Origin of the sequence: Sphingobacterium chuzhouense (assembly GCF_014692525.1) — a bacterium.
In the GTDB taxonomy this organism is placed as follows: Bacteria; Bacteroidota; Bacteroidia; order Sphingobacteriales; family Sphingobacteriaceae; genus Sphingobacterium; species Sphingobacterium chuzhouense.
The window spans coordinates 246,239-265,192 of sequence record NZ_JACNYL010000001.1; the positions used below are offsets into that span (position 1 = coordinate 246,239).

At 40.3% G+C, this 18,954-nt stretch carries 13 protein-coding genes; 1 reads left to right on the plus strand and 12 read right to left on the minus strand.

The window, feature by feature from the left end; all coding sequences use genetic code 11:
• Positions 1-35: 35 nt before the first annotated feature.
• From H8B21_RS01085 to H8B21_RS01095, 3 genes are all read right to left on the minus strand, one after another.
• The gene (locus tag H8B21_RS01085; protein WP_190311952.1) at positions 36-851 is read right to left on the minus strand and encodes a 3-keto-disaccharide hydrolase; all 816 of its coding nucleotides are present in this window, start codon (positions 849-851) and stop codon (positions 36-38) included.
• A 51-nt stretch (positions 852-902) separates the two neighbouring features.
• Positions 903-3,401: an outer membrane beta-barrel protein gene (locus H8B21_RS01090; RefSeq protein ID WP_190311953.1), complete on the minus strand. Its 2,499-nt coding sequence runs from the start codon at positions 3,399-3,401 to the stop codon at positions 903-905.
• Between the two features lie 137 nt (positions 3,402-3,538).
• On the minus strand, positions 3,539-3,820 hold the full coding sequence (locus H8B21_RS01095; RefSeq protein WP_190311954.1) for an ATP-dependent Clp protease adaptor ClpS: 282 nt from the start codon (positions 3,818-3,820) through the stop codon (positions 3,539-3,541).
• A gap of 65 nt (positions 3,821-3,885) precedes the next feature.
• On the opposite strand from H8B21_RS01095, the gene H8B21_RS01100 reads away from it, so the two are divergent.
• Positions 3,886-4,932: a 3-oxoacyl-ACP synthase III family protein gene (locus H8B21_RS01100; protein ID WP_190311955.1), complete on the plus strand. Its 1,047-nt coding sequence runs from the start codon at positions 3,886-3,888 to the stop codon at positions 4,930-4,932.
• Here H8B21_RS01100 and H8B21_RS01105 read toward each other — a convergent pair.
• The 9 genes from H8B21_RS01105 to thrA form a co-directional block, all read right to left on the minus strand.
• Positions 4,901-5,566: a sterol desaturase family protein gene (locus H8B21_RS01105; protein ID WP_223814763.1), complete on the minus strand. Its 666-nt coding sequence runs from the start codon at positions 5,564-5,566 to the stop codon at positions 4,901-4,903. The genes H8B21_RS01100 and H8B21_RS01105 overlap by 32 nt on opposite strands.
• Before the next feature lie 179 nt (positions 5,567-5,745).
• Positions 5,746-6,930 carry a class I SAM-dependent rRNA methyltransferase gene (locus tag H8B21_RS01110; RefSeq protein ID WP_190311956.1) on the minus strand — a complete coding sequence of 395 codons (1,185 nt, stop codon included), beginning with the start codon at positions 6,928-6,930 and terminating at the stop codon, positions 5,746-5,748.
• A 112-nt stretch (positions 6,931-7,042) separates the two neighbouring features.
• Positions 7,043-8,662 (minus strand): RagB/SusD family nutrient uptake outer membrane protein, encoded by a 1,620-nt coding sequence (locus H8B21_RS01115; RefSeq protein ID WP_190311957.1) that lies wholly within the window; start codon positions 8,660-8,662, stop codon positions 7,043-7,045.
• Between the two features lie 23 nt (positions 8,663-8,685).
• A complete protein-coding gene (locus H8B21_RS01120; protein WP_190311958.1) occupies positions 8,686-11,829 on the minus strand; it encodes a SusC/RagA family TonB-linked outer membrane protein in 3,144 nt (1,047 codons plus the stop codon).
• A gap of 198 nt (positions 11,830-12,027) precedes the next feature.
• Positions 12,028-13,143 carry a FecR family protein gene (locus tag H8B21_RS01125; RefSeq protein ID WP_190311959.1) on the minus strand — a complete coding sequence of 372 codons (1,116 nt, stop codon included), beginning with the start codon at positions 13,141-13,143 and terminating at the stop codon, positions 12,028-12,030.
• A gap of 213 nt (positions 13,144-13,356) precedes the next feature.
• On the minus strand, positions 13,357-13,959 hold the full coding sequence (locus H8B21_RS01130) for an RNA polymerase sigma factor (RefSeq protein ID WP_190311960.1): 603 nt from the start codon (positions 13,957-13,959) through the stop codon (positions 13,357-13,359).
• Positions 13,960-14,144: 185 nt separating this feature from the next.
• On the minus strand, positions 14,145-15,452 hold the full coding sequence (thrC, locus tag H8B21_RS01135; RefSeq protein WP_190311961.1) for a threonine synthase: 1,308 nt from the start codon (positions 15,450-15,452) through the stop codon (positions 14,145-14,147).
• Between the two features lie 18 nt (positions 15,453-15,470).
• Positions 15,471-16,448: a homoserine kinase gene (locus H8B21_RS01140; RefSeq protein ID WP_190311962.1), complete on the minus strand. Its 978-nt coding sequence runs from the start codon at positions 16,446-16,448 to the stop codon at positions 15,471-15,473.
• Positions 16,449-16,486: 38 nt separating this feature from the next.
• On the minus strand, positions 16,487-18,934 hold the full coding sequence (gene thrA / locus H8B21_RS01145; RefSeq protein ID WP_190311963.1) for a bifunctional aspartate kinase/homoserine dehydrogenase I: 2,448 nt from the start codon (positions 18,932-18,934) through the stop codon (positions 16,487-16,489).
• Positions 18,935-18,954 lie beyond the last annotated feature (20 nt).

Genomic DNA, 18,954 nt, shown 5'->3' on the forward strand with positions numbered 1-18,954 from the left:
AAAGACGCCTTGCCGGCGTCTTTACTGTTAAAATTTTACAATACCTTCACGGCAATATTCTTCAGCCATACATCATCGCCATGATCCTGGAACCCGATAACACCCGACTTAGATTCTCCACCGACTTTATTCAACAACTCGAATGCCAACGGCCACTTTTCTTGACTAAACTTACTCGCTTGTAATAACGCTGTCCATTCCGGCGTCCATATCGTATATTCTACCACTTTTTCACCATTTTGATAGTGGATTACTTTCCCATCATTGACAACAATCTTCGCTTTATTCCATTCCCCTGCCGGATTACCATTTTGAGGTTTTGCAGGTATCATATCGTAAAGCGAGCCTGATTTTCGATTGCCATCGACTCCTTGTTTAGCATCGGGATGATTTTCATTATCCAATAGCTGATACTCTGGACTCGATATGTATATCGGTTGTCCTTTTACTTCTTTTGCCAAGAAAAATACACCTGAATTACCTGCATGTGAAATCTTCCATTCAAACTCCAGTTCAAAATTTTGAAAATCATGCGCAAAGATAATATCTCCTCCGTCCTCTTTGGTCAGTCCTGATGCTTTGCTGGAAAATTTCAATGTACCGTCTTCAATTCCCCATTTTGCAGGAACTTTTTCTTTATTGTATCCCCGCCAACCTTCCAACGACGTGCCGTTAAATAATACATACGCCCCATCCGCATTTTTCTGAAGCTTATTAACATCAATTTTCGGGAGGTTATTCAACTCATATGGCGGAACATTTTTGCCAACAGCCGTGGCATTTTGTGCTTGGCAAATAGTGGTGGACATTAATACAACCACCCCTACCATATACATAAATCTTTTCTTCATATTAAACACATCTTTTAGTTGTTCGCTAAAGGTAGAAAAATATATGAATTTTTAAAAACCACCTTCCATACCTTCGTCCATACCGTTATCTCCTTCACGATCCTCCCTTTTCTTATTCAAATCCTGAATACCAAAACGGTACGTGAAGGACAACGAGAACATGCGACGCATCCAACGGTTTTCCATTTGGATAAACTGTGTCGGCAAATTGTTTTCCATACGGAACCTGCGTGTGTTAAATACATCCCGCACGTTAAACATTAAGCTCCCCTTCCCTGCCAACACGTCCTGACGTACCGCCACATCGAGCCCTGTCATCGAACGCATTCGTCCTTGTACCCATTTCCGGGGAGCACGATAGAAACCACGAGCCTGTAAGGTGGTGGATTTTGTAAATTTTACATTCGTGTTGATGTTTCCATTCCAACTGAAGTTCTCTACATCTCCCGTGTTGAATTCTGCATAGGGCATGGTTTTATCATAAAACAAGTTCACATTCGCCGTTGCGTCCCACCACCGCAGAAAATTCACTTTTGATATCAATTCCAGACCCATCGCGTCTTGTTTTGATACGTTTTCCCAACGACTATAGGTCACGTTACTTCTGTCGCCCACAATATCCGCTATTTCCTCGGGGTCTCTCAAAAACGGACTCATCATATCACTTGAGCGACGATAGTATGCAGAACTGATAAAGTTCCATTTGTCATAAAATTTTGCAAAACTCAATTCAAAGGAATGTATATCCTCCGGCAATAAGTTTGGATTACCTTGTCTATAATTGATTTCATCATTTACATTGACAAAAGGGTTCACCTGCCACCCTCGTGGGCGTTGCACTCTGCGTGTATAAGAAAGCTGTACTTTGTCACCGGAATCACCCACTTCATACGACAAAAAAGCACTGGGGTAAAGACGAAAGAAATCTTGATTCCCGTCATTTCTTTTTTCATCTTCGGGTGCGTCTGGATCTAAATTATAGTAAGTAGACCTTAAATAGGTTTGCTCTCCACGCAGCCCTACTTGCATACCTAATTTCTCTGTCAGCTTTCGTTGATAATTCGCATATAATGCATGCACACTATTCGTCAGGTCAAAATCGTTGCTGACACCAAAATCCGGCATAAATCTTCCGGTCAAGGTATCCAATACTTCCGACCATTGGGAATCTTCACTATTGCGCACAATCGTACGGTAACCCGCTTCAAATTTATGGTCTTCCGCAAACGGCAGAACATAATCCAATTGAAAATTCCAGTTCTTTCCGGCCTCACTCGTTACATTCTGGCGTCGGAAATCCGCACGACCATTGTCATAGGTCTGATGAAAATCATTTGTTCCATCTTCCGTATCATTCCCATACGTAATATTAGCCGTGATTTCCTCGCCCTCTCTTTTGAGTTCCTGCTTAAAATCAAAGGTTATATCTACCCCTAGATCTTCTTCGTACTGCTGTGAAATTCGAGAAGAATGGTCTCCTAAATCTGGAATATTAAAATAACGATAATCAATATCCGAACGCCTGTCATTATCGCGAACACTAACATTCGCTCCTAAACTAAAAGTGGTTTTAGGCGCAGCATACCAATCGGTACCAAACCGAAACGTATGGTTCTTACCTTTCCGATTACTTTCGGTCGTACTAATCGTGCGCTCGCTATTTTCTTGAATTACACCATCAATTAGCTCGGTATTATCGTTAAAACCATCGCCCGGGCGATTCCTATTTGCGTAGTTATAGCCGCCGAAAAAATTAAACTTACGATCTCTGTAATTCAAGTCAATTCCCGCATTGTAGTTTTCGTAAGAGCCGCCCGATGCCGTTACACTTCCGTTCAGTCCTGTTCTCACGTTCTTTTTCAATATAATATTGATGATACCCGATTGGCCCTCCGCATCATATTTGGCAGATGGGTTGGTAATAAGTTCAACTTTTTCTATGCTATTCGCCGGCAAGGATTGCAGCAATGCATTTATATCGGAACCAGCCATAGCCGATTCTCTTCCATCGATCAAGATTTTTACACTGCTGGAACCCCGGAGAGAGACATTCCCATCAGCGTCGACATCAAGTGTTGGCACATTTTCTAGCAATTCACTCGCTGAACCGCCTACACTAACCAAACTTTGGGAAACATCAAACACTTTTTTATCAATTCCCAAACGCATCTCTGGCGTGCGTCCTTCCACAACTACTTCCTCGATCAACTTGCCGTCATCCATCATGGATACCTGCGCCAGTTTTACTGGCTGTGAACTCGCTACACGTACGTTTTCAATAAGAACATTTTCTTTCCCAACATAGGTAATCCGAATCGTATATGTTCCAAAATCAACGTCAGAAAACACCAGTTTTCCCTCGATGTCGCTCTGCGCGCCTTGAACATAACTTTGATTGGATTGTTGGAGAAGGGAAGCGCTAGCGCCAATAATGGGATCGTTAGTCTCTTCATCAATAACAATGGTTTCTATCTTACCTTGTTGTGCGAAAAGAAATACAGGGCAAAAAATAATAAAGAAAATCAGCTTCAAGTGTCTTGTAAATATCATGTAAAAATTGTCCTTTCCACAAAAAAACAAAATAAAAGCTGCTATCGTTCTATCGTAACTGCATTATTACGATGTCATTTTCCTTTTTTTTGTGCTAAGGGGGGATAATGCTTTGAGTAGACGAACGCGATCAATAATTACTCTACAGAAACTGTCAATCCCTCGGATTTAAGGATTTTCCTGTATATTTCCATCTCTGTTAACGAGCCTTCGAGTACCGCGCATTTGCCTTCTGTATGCACTTTCCACGCAATTTGTTCAGCTTGTCCTTCCGAGTATTGCAAATGCTTCATCAGGCAATCGATGACGTGATCAAATGTGTTGATTTCGTCATTCCACAGAATCAAACGATTCGAAGACCGAACCGTCGCTAATATCTCTTCAAGCGTAAACGCTTCTTGCTCTGTTTCTACACCCATGCTGCAAAAATAATTAATATTTTAAAAAATATGTAGATTTACAAACTAATCATGAGGAAAGTAAGATGTTTCAATCGAAAATTGCCGGCATAGGTTATTACGTGCCAAAAAATGTTTACACAAATGATGACCTTACCCGGTTTATGGATACCAGTGATGAATGGATCCAAGAGCGGACAGGCATCAAAGAGCGACGCTATGCCGACCGTATAGGAGAGACGACTACCACAATGGGTATCGAAGCGGCTAGAATTGCGATCGAACGGGCAAATACTACAGTAGAAGATATTGATTTTATCATATTCGCAACATTATCGCCCGATTATTATTTTCCGGGTTGTGGCGTGTTATTACAGCGCGAAATGGGCATGAGGGAGGTTGGCGCACTTGATATCAGAAACCAGTGCTCCGGCTTCGTATACGCACTCTCTATTGCCGATCAGTTCATCAAAACAGGCATGTACAAAAACATTCTGGTTGTCGGTTCTGAAAAACATTCTTTTGCATTGGATTATTCCACCCGCGGACGTGCTGTTTCGGTTATCTTTGGCGACGGTGCCGGAGCCGTCGTGGTACAACCAACTAACGAAGCTGGAAAAGGTATTCTCAGCACCCATTTACATTCGGACGGAGCTGAAGCTGAAAAACTTGCCATGTATTACCCTGGAACTTCTGGTGGAATGTGGTTGGATAAACAGCCAGATTGGCCGGAGCAGGAACTTGGAGGTATGCTATTTACAAAAGAAATGTTAGAAGATGGCTCTGCATTTCCATACATGGATGGACAAGCAGTATTCAAAAAAGCCGTTGTTAAATTTCCGGAAGTTATACAAGAAGCATTGGCAAAAAATAATCTCCAATCGACCGACATTGATTTACTTATCCCTCATCAAGCCAACCTACGGATTGCTCAATTTGTACAGAAAACATTAGGGCTGGGTGACGATCAAGTTTTTAATAACATCCAAAAATACGGTAATACTACCGCAGCCTCTGTTCCTATTGCTTTATGCGAAGCGTGGGAAGAGGGAAAGATCAAGGACGGTGATTTAATCTGCTTAGCTGCCTTTGGTGCCGGATTTACTTGGGGGTCTGCGTTGATACGGTGGTAGTTTTCTTCTTCTTATTTTTCTTGAAACCAGAATCGAATATAACATCCCATATCGCGGAACTGACTCCGAATCCACGCTCCGGATCAGCATAGTGATGGAGCATATGGTGATCTTTTATTTTCTTGAACAACCCCGATTTAAAATTAGCATGGTGCATGGCGTAGTGACATTCGTCATAAATAAGATAGCCTAAAAGAAATCCAGCGAAAAAAGCGGCCAATATAAATTCCGGCAAAAATAGACTGAAAATAAAATAAATAATAGCAGCTAGGGGAATGCTAGCTGATAGTGGCATGACTAAACGCAACCGATCTTTTGGATAGTCATGATGTACACCATGAAAAATGAAGTGTATACGCCTACCCCAATTCGATGTTGGCTCATAATGAAATATCCAACGGTGTAATACATATTCCGCTAACGTCCAAAAAGCCAAGCCAGCAAAAAAATACAAAGTTATATTTCCTACAGACATTTCACCTTTTGTATAGGCTTTATAGATAAAATAGCCTATCACCGGAATCCAAAATATTAGAGGAACACTATAATGTATTTTAGTTAAGGATTCCAAAAAATTATTTTTAAACATCCGAACGGATTCAGTTCCGTTTGATACATATAACTTCTTTGCCATAATACGCAATTTTTATGAACTTATGTCTTTCAAGACCGAAAATAAATCTTCATTTCATTTTAGTCCCACCGTCAGACAGGGTTTTTCCAGTATAGTAACACAAAATTACCAAGTATTAGGTTCTTATCAAAGCTTTACTTTTTGAACATTTTCACATTTTTGTCAAATATGCACTCTTCCTATACTACCCGCACCAGTAATCCTTTTAAATATTCGCCTTCTGGAAATGATGCACGAATTGGATGGTCTTCCGGTTGATTAAACTGTCGAATAAATTGGATTTCCTTTCCGGCATCTAACGCAGCCCAAGCAACAACTTGTTTAAAAGTATCGATATCCATCGCTCCAGAACAAGAAAAAGTAGCCAAGAGTCCTCCACTTTCTAATAAGAGCAATGCGCGTCTATTCAAATCTTTATATGCTCTAGCCGCCTTATCCAAAGCTGAACGGGATGGAGCATACTTTGGAGGGTCTAAGATAATAACATCAAACTTTTCCTCTTCTTCCCTCAGCTGGCGAAGATACTTATTGACATCAGCCTGAATGGCTGTGAGCATAGTCGTATCGAAACCATTTAATACTATATTTTTATTCAATGTTTCGATAGCCAAAGCGGAGCTATCCACCGAAACAACAGAAGAGGCACCTGCCTTGAAAGCATTCAATGTAAACCCTCCCGAATAACAAAAACAGTCCAACACACGTTTATCTTTGACGTATTGTGCTGTCAGCGAGCGATTATCCCGTTGATCACAATAAAAGCCGGACTTCTGACCCTCGACAATGTTTATCTGGTAACGAATACCATTTTCTATCACCTCAACAAATTCGGATGGCATTTCTCCGTATAGCAATCCATTCGTGTCCGATAATCCTTCATGTTGGCGAGCATTCAGATCGCTCCGCTCATAAATCCCCTTGGGCTGTAAAAGCTGTACCAATTCTTCGACAATGATGGTCTTCACGGTTTCTATACCGGAAGAATGTATTTGTACCGATAAGAAATCGCCATATTTGTCGACGATAAGCCCTGGTAAAAAATCAGCTTCCGCAAAAATCAACCGCACGGTATTGTTTTGATCCGTTAACAAATGGGTTCTCAGTTGTATAGCACGTTGTACACGACTGCGCCACCATCCATCGTCTACAGGATGCTGCTGGTTCCATTCCAATAGGCGGACAGCTACTCGCGAATGGGCGTTGTAAACACCATACGCTATAAATTCTTTATCTATATTAAAAACCTTAACAATAGCACCATTTGCAGGTGTTCCATCTACGTTTTTTATGGCACCAGAAAAAATCCAAGGATGTAATTGCCAAGCAGCTTTTTCTTTGCCTTTATGCAGTGTTATTTTGTTCATACTTGCAAAAGTATAGGTTAAACAGGCAAAAAAATCAGAATAACGATATTTTATTTTAAATAAAAAAAACAGGTGAAAGAAAACTTTCACCTGTTTGGCTTTTTAACTAAGTTTAGTAACCTGGGTTTTGTGTTAATCCCGGTTCTACTTTTAGGCTGTTTTCATGGAACGGCCAAACATAATTATTAGCCTGAAATGTGCGATCTTCTATTTTCAGAGATTCTAGTCGACCATTTACCAGTTTGGTATGACCTAAAGCAGGTTTATTCATAACTTCCTGTGCGATGCGCCAACGTAGAATATCATCATAGCGGAGTCCTTCTCCTGCGAATTCTACACGGCGTTCGTTGCGAATAAGTTCGATCCATTGTTGTTGGCTATATGAAGTAAAATCGGATAAGGTAACGTCAGCATTGGCCATATCAAGTCCTGCTCTTCTTCTTATTTGATTGATACAATCTTTTGCCAGCGCATCGATATCATTTTGCATAATCTTCGCTTCAGCATAGGTTAATAGGACTTCCGCATAACGTATTACACCAAAATCCAAGTCTCCCGACGCACGGGAATAATCAGCTGGATCCACAAATTTCTTAAACCAATATCCGGATTTCCCTGCTCTTGCCTTTTCATAATAATACGTACTATTTGGATCATAAATATCAATAACCTCCCCATTGAACGAATCACCATTACTAATTATACTGGCTTTGAACCTAGGATCGCGATTCAGCTTTGGATTCAATTCATATTCCTCTTTAGTGTGCAACGGACAATCGTCTATGGGACGTCCCTGTAAAGTCCAATATGAATCCACCAATGCTTTAAGCGGCACTAAATAAGCCTGACCCGAACCCGTTTTGGATTGAGGAGCCAAATTCGTAAAAGAAAAAGTCGCTGCAGAAGGATGACTTTCCTTGTTAAAGGTCATAATATATTCTTTATTTGCCCTATGTCCCGTATAATTAAAAAGGTTCTCGTAATTGGCATACAGTTCGTATTTTTTACTATCCATAATTTCCTTAGCTAGTCTAGCTGCCCGTTGATAATCCTTATTGTAAAGAGCATATCGCATAATTAAGGCTTTAAAGGAATATTTGTTAAACATGTACGCATTTGTTGTATAGGCATCATCGGGAAGTCCATTTGCGACCTGTTCCGCCAGCGGAAATAACGTCTCTAATATCTCTTCCTTGGATTTAGCCGGTTGCAGAGCTGTTTCTAAATCGGCAGGCTCTAAGAAAAACGGTACGTTAGCATATCTGCTGGTCAATTTGAAGTAATGCCAACACCTCAACGCTTCCAGTATACCTTTATACTTCTGTCGAATCAATTCATCTTCGACGTATGGAACATCTATGTTTGCAATAAATGTATTGATACGCCCTAGATGCTTCATATGCAAATTATAATAGTAATAAACGGCCGTAGTATTAGAGTTTAAGTTTCCGTTAGCTATCGGTTGATGGTGATCTCCAGACATCCTGCTATAAGCATTGTCGGATTTCCCCTCTTCCATATAAAAAAAATTGGCTCGCACAGCGACACTATTTGCCGTGTTGGAAAACACATCGAGATAACTACTGTATACAACGCGGAGAATATCCGCCTCCGTACTGAAAAACTCCACAAAGTCGGTTGCTGTTGGATCAGTTTTATCCAAAAATTTCTCGCAACTGGACAATGAAAATACAGTGGAAAGAATCAGTATATAGAATGATTTTTTTGACATTTTCATTTTATTAAGTTCAATGTTTAGAAAATTGATGTTCTAACGCCAATGGTGTACGTAGCCATACGTGGATAATTTCCGTTGCCACCGTTTCTCTCAGGTTCAAGACCTTCCCATTTTGTAAACGTAAACGCATCCTGTGCATTTATATAAAACCGGGTATTCTTAAAGCTTTTACCTATGCTTTTTACCGTGTACCCCAACTGCAACATTTTTATCCTGAAATAGGAAGCATCGCTTAACCATATGTCACTCAAATAGGTATTGGTGCTTACACCCGTCCATACGCGAGGAAATCTACTGGCCGTATTTTCAGGTGTCCAACGGTTGTCTGCATATTCTTGACGCGGAGCACCCAAAGCATTCGTCGAGCCATCAACAAGCACAGGATAACCCTCCTGCCCTTTTAACCAACCTAATCGTCTGCCTACGCCTTGTCCAAGTAAGCCGAAGTCCCAATTCTTATATTTGAGATTTAGTTGAATAGAATAGTTAAGGTGCGGAAACGGATCACCGAGATTTATGCGGTCTGCGTCATTGATAATACCATCGTTATTTTGATCTACGTAACGTATATCACCAGGAAGTGTATTGGCCATTTTCGCCACCGTTGCATCCACATCAGCCTCGTCTCTGAAAAACCCGTTGCTTTCGAACCCATAATAGTTATCAATGGCAATTCCCTTATACCATATTTTGTCATTGTTATTAGTAAAAACCAAAGTATCTGCCGCGTTATATCCCGCTTTTAAGACTTCGTTGACGTTATCAAAGAAGGAACCACCGATACTGTATTCTACATTCCCAATTTTATCCTTCCAATTTGCAGATAACTCATATCCTTTATTGCGAACTTCACCAATATTCAATGCAGTTGTCAAAGAATAGGATCCTGTTAATGGCGGGACTGGGAACTCATCGTAGATAAGATCATATGAAAATTTGTCGTATACTTCCGCCGTAAAGTTTAATCGATCTCTTAACACCGAGACATCCACGCCGACATTCCACTGTTTTTGTTTCTCCCAAGAAAACTGATAGTTCGGCACCCGCATCGTCCATCCATACTGATTTACAACTTCTTCCCACAGATAAGGATCGACATTCTCATTACCTATTAAACCATAAGACGCCCTAAATTTTAAATTAGAAATGACACCTTCTTCTCTAAGCTTCGATAGAAACGATTCATTGTGGGCATTCCAAGCCAAGGCTACTGATGGGAAAAAACCCCACTTATGTTTTGGCGCAAATTTGCTACTTCCGTCTGATCTTCCGGTTGCCTCCAATATATATCGGTTATCGAACGAATAGTTAAGTTTTCCGAAAAACGATGCTTTCGAAATCTCGCGATAATCGGTGTAGGTATAGTTCATCACCTCTGTACCGCCTGTAAAATATATTTTGTCTTTATCCCCCCGTAGACTGTTTGTATAGTTTACCAAAGCTCGTGCAGTTAATTGGCTTTCACTCACACCTTGCTCAGCTGAAGTGGCATTCGTAGCTATTGATATAGGTTTCCCGTCTGCATCCAGATACTTAAATGTCTTTCTTTCTGTTTTATGAGCAGATTTACTAATCATATAAGATACGTTTCCCTCTATATTTAGATTGTCGTTAATAAAGTACCGTGGACGTAGATTGATAGTACTGCGGTCGTGCATATTATTTTTAATACCACCCCGGTTTATTCTAGCAACTGGATTTAAATCATTGTGCAAAATATAATGCTCCGGAAGATCAGAATCATAGTATACTTGTTGCGTTGGGTTCATCCGCCACGCAATTTGATAGAGACCGTCACCATTATCGTTGGCAAGTAGACGATCTACCTGTAATCTATGTGCATAGAAATCCGCGAGTAATGAAAATTTATCTGCAATATTGATGTTCGTATTAAAACGTGCCGAAAATTTTTGCGTACCTTCTATTGCATTCAAACCTGTTTCCCGGAGATGCCCGAGCATAAGATTAAAAGTTCCCACACCACCTCCTCCGGCGATACTGGCACTTTGATTGTGAACCATGGAAGTCTTTTGCATAACCTCGCCCATCCAATCAACTGATTTTATTTCGCCTGATTCTGCTTTTTGGATATCCTCATCAGTAAATAAAAGATTTTGGTTTTGATATGTTCTAGCTTCATTATTTAGACGCATATAATCGGCCGCATTAACGAAAGTGGGAAGATCAATAGCTTGATTAAAACCGGACCATACATTTAAATTTACCTTGAACTGTCCCGTAGTACCCCTATCCGTCTCAATGACAATTACACCATTGGCGCCCCTAGAACCATACATAGATGCTGACGCTGCGTCCTTTAATACGGTAAGGCTTTTTATTTGATTTGGATCGAGGTCGGTTATGGATTGTTCCATCCCATCGACAATAACCAAAGGTTCGGCATTCTGCAACGTACTTATACCGCGTATATTAATGGTACCAAATGTACTTCCCGGAAGCGAAGTCGTCTGCGTCATTGTAACACCTGGTATAGTACCACTGAAAGCCTGTTGCATTTTCATAAGCGGCCTGGTTTTGGTCTGTTCCATATCGAGCTGGGCAACAGAAGAGGCCACGTGTTGCTTATCGACGGTATTATATCCCATAACAACCACTTCGTCTATATCTCGCGTATCAGAACGTAGTATCACATCAATACGGGTTCGGTTCTGCGTACTTTCTTCCACTTCCTGGTACCCCATCATACTAAACATCAATGTAACCTCGCCATTTATTGTAATTTGATAACGTCCTGCATCATCTGTTACGGTACCCACCGTAGACCCCTTAATCAATACGTTCGTCGCCGCAAGCGGATTCCCATCTTCATCTCTGACGGTACCGGAAACAACTCGCTGCTGAATTTCTTTCCTCGACATAATGGTAATTTGATTACCGGTAATGGTGTAATCTAAATTTTCGGCGTTTAACGTCTTCTTCAACAGACGTTGTAAATTTTCATTTTTAACAGTTATATTGATTTTTTTATCGGCAACCAGTTTATCTCTATACAGAAATACATATTCACTTTGCCCTTCGATTTCCTCGAATAAATCGATCAATTTACCGTTTCTGATATCAACACTGACATTTTGTGAATAGGTATCGGCATGAACTGCCACCATTCCCAAACACAAAAAAAGAGCTGTTAACTTTATCATGCGGATTGCTTTTTGGTATAGGCCTTTATTCCTTTCTTTGACAAAAAAGGTTTGCCTATTGTAAAGAAACTTCATAGATTTACAATCGTTATAAATTAATATTTTGTTAATTAATACACTTATTAAATAGGTAGATGTAGCCGCATCTGCCTATTTCTTTTCATCAATTGTCATTTTAGACCGGTCAAGCGTTAGTTTTTATCTTTTATTGATAATGATCCTCCTTTCTTCTTTTTGAAGTTGATATTCAAGTGGGTTATATAATGTTGTCAACAAATTTGTTAGAGGTTGTGTTAAATCCAACCTTCCCGAAAAAGTTTCATTTGCTCCGGAAGCAGATTCTACTGTAATATCCGTATTATAAACACGCTCTAATCGCGCGATAATCTCTGCCAACGGCGTATTTTTCAAGATAAGTTGTTTCTGTCTCCATGAGATATGATCCTCAACAGCTTCTGTTGAAATAGATAGGCTTTTACTGTCCTTGCGCAATATCGCAGCTGTTCCCGGTTTTAGAATCTGAGGTTCAAACGATGTTTCCCCCGTTCCTTGCAATTCTATTTCTCCACTAAGCAAAACAGTCGATGCAAACGCATCGTCTTTATAAGAACTGATATTAAACGTTGTCCCCAATACCTTGACAACCATATTTGCTGTATGGACATAAAACGGACGTTTTGGATCCCCCTCTACATCAAAATAACCTTCGCCTTCCAGGTATACCTGTCTTTCGTCAGCATCAAATACGGTTGGAAATGTTAATTGTGACCCCGCATTCAACCATACCTTTGAGTTATCCGGCAATATGACTTCAATACGCTTTCCATAAGGTACCGTAAGTGTATTGAATGTAGATGCTTTCTTTTGCCAATTTTCATTCCTTCCATTCAAACTTAAATCGATGACTTCCCCATCAGAAATAAGCGTTTGCCGACCATCACCCCGTCGTATGGACACCTCTTCTTCCTCCGTTATTAAATTTTGGTTATTCATGGCGCTATACAACAAAGAATCATAGGGCGCATTACGATCTTGTATATTCCAAAATAAAAATGATAATGCTATTAAGGCGCAAGCAACGGCACTATATTTAAAAATTCGAATTTGACGATCTCGTTGACTGGCCTTTTTCGTCGTTTCTTCAATACGCGTCCATAACGCTGTATAAGCATCGGATGACAATTTATGGGGTTTCGCCAATTTTAATATTTTTAAAATGTGTTCCCCCCACTTTCTGGTATCGTTGGCCACTTCTTTATCCAGATCCTCGCGAGGAGATTCGCCACTTAGAATATCTTCTACCTTACGTTCCATATATATAGATTAACGCTTTGGGATTTATAAAATAATTCCGTTTTTATACATTATATATATAGAGGACAAAATTGTTTTTTTATAGACAGGAAATTTTAAAAAAAGAGAAAAAATTGAAATTAACTGGAAAACATCGTAAGAAAACAAAAGCTCACATGGATAAAAGAAGGTGCATTGCTAGTTAACAAGAGCGGAACGGTCGTTCGTACTTGGCTATTTGCTAATGTCTCGAGTCGGTAGAAACGCAATAAACAATAATTGGGAAATTTTGCTATTTTCCATCCGCAGACGTAGATCCTTTATAGCTCTATATATAAAAGTACGACAGGATGCAATAGAAATATCCATAATTTGGGCGACCTGTTCATAAGACATGTCACAGGTAAAACGCAAATAAAGAGCCTCTTTTTGGCGATGGGGCAATTTCTCCATTTCAACGCGAAGTTTTGTTAAAACCTCGTTCTCTTTGTCGTCAGGTAAAGTAATATAATCTTCCGTTGCCAATCCCAATCGAAAATGATAGTCTTCGGCAGAAATCGAACGGTTTATGCTTTTTTTCTTACTTTCTGCCACTTTTCGGCGAAGGGAACCAAACAGATAGGCCTTTACATTCACGTTAGGATTCAATCTCGAACGGTACCGATGTAAATCAACGAACAAATCATGTATGCTATCTTTTACTATTTCTTCGTCAGCACAATATCGAATTGCATAAGAAAAAAGCGAATTGACATACACATCATATAAGCTTCTGAATGCCTCCTGATCTCCTTGAATAAAACGTTGCCAATATTCTATGTGCGAATGATTCGTCATATTTAACTTACGCCGGACTCGATAACCAACCACGGAAACATTATCGTCCGATTGATTGCTATATTGCGTATACAATATAGCAATCTTTCTTCTATCTACCCAAATTAATTCGGGTACAAATATCAGCAGTTTTTTGTTAAATTAAGATTATCTTTTCGAAAAGAAGTAAGCTTATAAAGATGTAACTAATTATTAACAAGCAAATAAGATTTAAAAATTTCGTAATCCACCGGTATCTCTGTCACAAGCTTTTGCTTTCCCGCCAATTCTTCTGCTCCTTTAGGCAATTCAATCTTTGCAAACACTTCTTGGGCAATAGCATCTGGAAACTTACATGGGTGGGCCGTTGATAAAAACACTGAAGCATATGTTCCCGGATAATCTTGCCGATATTGATTAGCCGCGAGATAAGCAATAGCCGTATGTGGACAAGCAACATACTGATATTTATCATAGAGTTCTTCCATTGCTTCTACGGTCTGCCCGTCGTCATAAGTATAAGACGAAATCATGCCACGAAGTTCCTCCAGACTATTGTGGAACATATCTTGAATACGCACCCAGTTGCTTGGATTGCCGACATCCATGGCGTTTGCCAATGTCTGCACAGATGGCTTGGGATCATAGCTCCCCGATTGCAAGAAACGTGGAACAGTATCGTTAACGTTAGTTCCCGCGACAAAATGCTTCACAGGCAACCCCATTTTATAGGCCAATAAACCAGCACCAATATTACCAAAATTGCCGCTAGGCACCGTAAAGACTACTTCGGAAATGCCTTGGGATTTTAACTGTGCATATGCCCAAAAATAATAGAACGTTTGCGGTATCAATCGAGCAATATTAATGGAGTTAGCAGAAGTTAACCGCAACACTTTATTGAGATCAGTATCATTGAATGCCGTTTTCACGAGCGCCTGACAATCATCAAATGTGCCATCAACCTCCAATGCCCGTATATTTTTCCCGTTCGTTGTCAATTGTTCTTCCTGCACTTTAGAAACTTTCCCTTTGGGATAAAGTATAGTTACGCGCGTACCTTCAACACCTAAAAACCCTGATGCTACAGCCCCACCTGTATCTCCGGAAGTGGCTACCAAAACATCTAATAACTGGTCGCCCTGCTTAGAGAAATAGCCCATTACACGGCTCATAAATCGTGCGCCAAAATCCTTGAAGGCATAAGATGGCCCATGAAACAATTCTAATACGGCTCTTTCCGAATCTAAAAACCGAACGGGAGCATCAAAATTAATCGCATCCGCAATAATGGACTTTAACTCCTTATCTGGGATATCGTCGCCAATTAATGCATGTGCTACTTCAAAAGCAATCTCCTGCAAAGAATATTGTTGGATATTGCGGATAAAAGCTGCATCCAACGCTGGGATAACCTCGGGCATGTATAATCCTTTGTCCGCAGGCAAAGAATTAAAAACCGCTTCCTGAAAAGAAACCCGAAGATCTTTATTATTTGTACTGTATAGTTTCATCTGTATATTTTTTTATTGCTATAAAATTTTTGGTCCGTTTATATTCACAGCCGATACATATTTAAAACTGTCGATCTCACAATCTGTTAAATGTTGCTGAATTAAACTTGCGGCGTTTTCGGCAGTTTCCCTGCCACGGGAAATAGCGACTACCGACGGTCCAGACCCCGATATACCAAAACTTAGCGCACCCGCATCTATTGCGATTTGCTTCATCGTATAGAACTCGGGAATCAAAATGGCACGGGTAGGTTCGATAAGCACATCATGCATACTTCTACTAATCAACCCGTAATCACTTTCATAAAGACCTGCTATTAATCCTGCAATATTACCCCATTGTGTTACGGCGTCTTTCAAGAAGACTTTTTCTTTAATAAGCTGTCGGGCATCGCGTGTAGGCACATCGACTTTTGGAAAGACGACTCCCGCAAACAGCTCATCCGGTACGGGTAGTTTAATTACGTCCAACGGATGATGGCCCCGGATTAATGTAATTCCACCCATCAATGCCGGTGCTACGTTATCAGCATGCCCATGGCCACAAGCCAGGCGTTCACCTTCGACACAGAAAGGTAGTAATTCTTCCTTTGTCAACGGATTTCCCAAAAGACTATTGATGGCAAATAATCCGGCTACGGTACTAGCAGAACTCGACCCCAAACCACTACCAATCGGCATGTGTTTGATAAGCTCTATCTCCACACCAATTTCGTTTGAAATCCCTAGGTGTTCTAATAACATTTTTACACAGGCACTTACGGTATTCTTATCAGCATCTAAGGGCAATTTGCCATCATCTCCAACAATTGATCGGATATGTACACCCGGCAATGCTACTCGGTGCATAATGACTTCATCTCCTGGATAATCCACTGCAAACCCCAATATGTCAAATCCACATATCATATTCGCAACGGTAGCCGGTGCAAACACGCGCACGGTATCCATGATGTTATCGAAATCTATTTTTTTAGCTGTTTTATCTTGATTCATTATGTTGATGGCTACATCATTTTTTTAATTAAACGTTTTTACGCTCCTACATTAACCAAATCGGCAAATACCCCCGCCGCAGTTACCTCCGCTCCAGCTCCAGGTCCTTTTACGACCAGTGGACGTTCTTTATATCGCTCTGTCGTAAAAGAGATAATATTATCACTTCCCGATAACGCATAGAAAGGATGATTTTCGTCAACCATTTCTAATGCGATGGACACTTTACCATCCTCTAGTTTACCTATGTATCGGATTACCTTCTTTTGGCTTTCCGCTTCTTCTTTTAAGGTATTAAAGTATTGATCGGCTTTTAATAACTCTGTATAAAAATCATCTACCGAGGTGGCTTCCAAGCAAGCTTGAGGAAGAATAGCCCCCAAATCAACCTCAGACGGCTCAATCACATGCCCAGCGTCCCGCGCCAAAATCAACATCTTTCGCATGAAATCAATACCGCCCAAATCGTCACGTGGATCAGGCTCGGTATAGCCCAATTCTTGCGCACGTTTCACAACTTCATAAAATGAAACATCGCCAGTAAAGTTATTGAATATATAGGAAATGGTTCCAGAAAGTATCGCTTCGATACGCACAATCCGGTCGCCGCTCAACATCAAATCTTTCAACACCCGAACGATAGGCAAACCTGCCCCAACATTCGTTTCATAGAAAAAGTCTACGCCATATTTACGGGCTGTATCATGAAGTGACTTGTATTGCTGATATTCGCCGGAATTAGCTATTTTGTTACAAGTGACAACGGAAATATTCGATTTAAATATATCTATATAATACGTAGATGGAAGTGGGCTAGCCGTATTATCAATAAAAACGCAATTAGGTAAATTCATTGCTTTCATCCGCTCCACGAAGTTAGACAAATCCGCAACTTCTCCTTGAGCTTCTAGTGTTGTACGCCAATCAGCCAAGTCTATACCTTCCGAATTAAACAGCATCTTCCTAGAGTTGGAAATGCCAGCGATTTTGATTTCCAAGTCGTTATTCTCTACTAAAAAGTCATATTGTTCATGAATTTGCTTAAATAACGTTGCGCCGATATTGCCTGTGCCTAAACAGAATACATATAATGTCTTTTTTAACTCTGCGAAGAATGCATCATGTACCGTATTCAACGCTTTCGCCATATTTTCTTTCTCAATAATAACGGATATATTGAGTTCTGAGGAGCCTTGTGCTATAGCACGTACGTTGATACCATTTCTTCCCAATGCGTGGAATAAGCGACCAGACATACCTGGCGTACGTTTCATATTTTCACCGACAATTGCTAATACCGAGAGTTCGTTTTCTACGGTAGGCATAACCAGTTTATTCGCCTCCAATTCCAGCTCAAATTCTGCTTTAATAAGTTGCACAGCTTTCGTTGCATCGTTTGGATGGACAGCAAAAGTGATACTATGTTCGGAAGACGATTGGGTGATCAGCACGACATTGATCTGCTCCCTTGCCAACAATGTAAATAAACGGCCACTGAATCCCGATTTTCCTATCATTCCACTTCCGGAAACATTGATGACAGAAATATCAGCAATAGATGAAATCCCTTTAATCGGATAAACAGATTTTCCACTTTCAAACTGGATAACCGTACCTGGAAACTCCGGTTCAAAAGTATTTCTGATGACAATTGGAATCTTCTTCAAAAAAGCAGGAATCATCGTTGGTGGATAGATCACCTTCGCTCCAAAATAAGAAAGTTCCATCGCTTCGTTATACGATAAGGTTGGTTGCGAAAATGCTTTCTTTACAATGCGTGGATCAGCCGTTAACATGCCGTTGACATCCGTCCATATCTCGATGGCCGAAGCCTGTAGGACCGATCCAAAAATCGCTGCTGTGTAATCAGATCCTCCTCTTCCCAGCGTGGTGATACGGCCGTTCTCATTTGAGCCAATAAAACCAGTAACGAATAAAAGTTTATCTACGTGGGTGTGCGCGAGTGACTGAATAAGTTGATTTGTAACTTCTTCGTTGACATGTGCATGCCCGAAATTGGAATCGGTCTTTATATAATGGGAAGCGTCAATAAATTCCGTTTGCGCAATATATTGTTCCATTATTTTAGACACCATATAATTCGATAACCGCTCTCCAAAAGAAACGACCAAATCTTTACTTTGTAAGCTTAGTTCGCGAAGTGCGCTGATGCCTTGCAATATATCTTCTAATTCATTGAGCATTAATTTTAATCTGGTAAACACCGGATTTTGGTATTTTACTGCAATGAGTTTTTTCACCACTTCGAAATGGCGTTCTTCCAGTAATTTCAAATCTTCGTCAAAAGGAATACGCTCAGCTGCATTGTCTGCCATTCTCATCAGCAAGTTCGTTACGCCGGCCATAGCTGACAATACAACCAATGGCTTTTCCCCTTCGTCGTACGATCTCTTAACAATGCCTAATACCGCCTTTACACTCTCCACATTGCCAACTGATGTCCCTCCAAACTTTAATACTTTCATTTCAGTTTATTTATAATTTA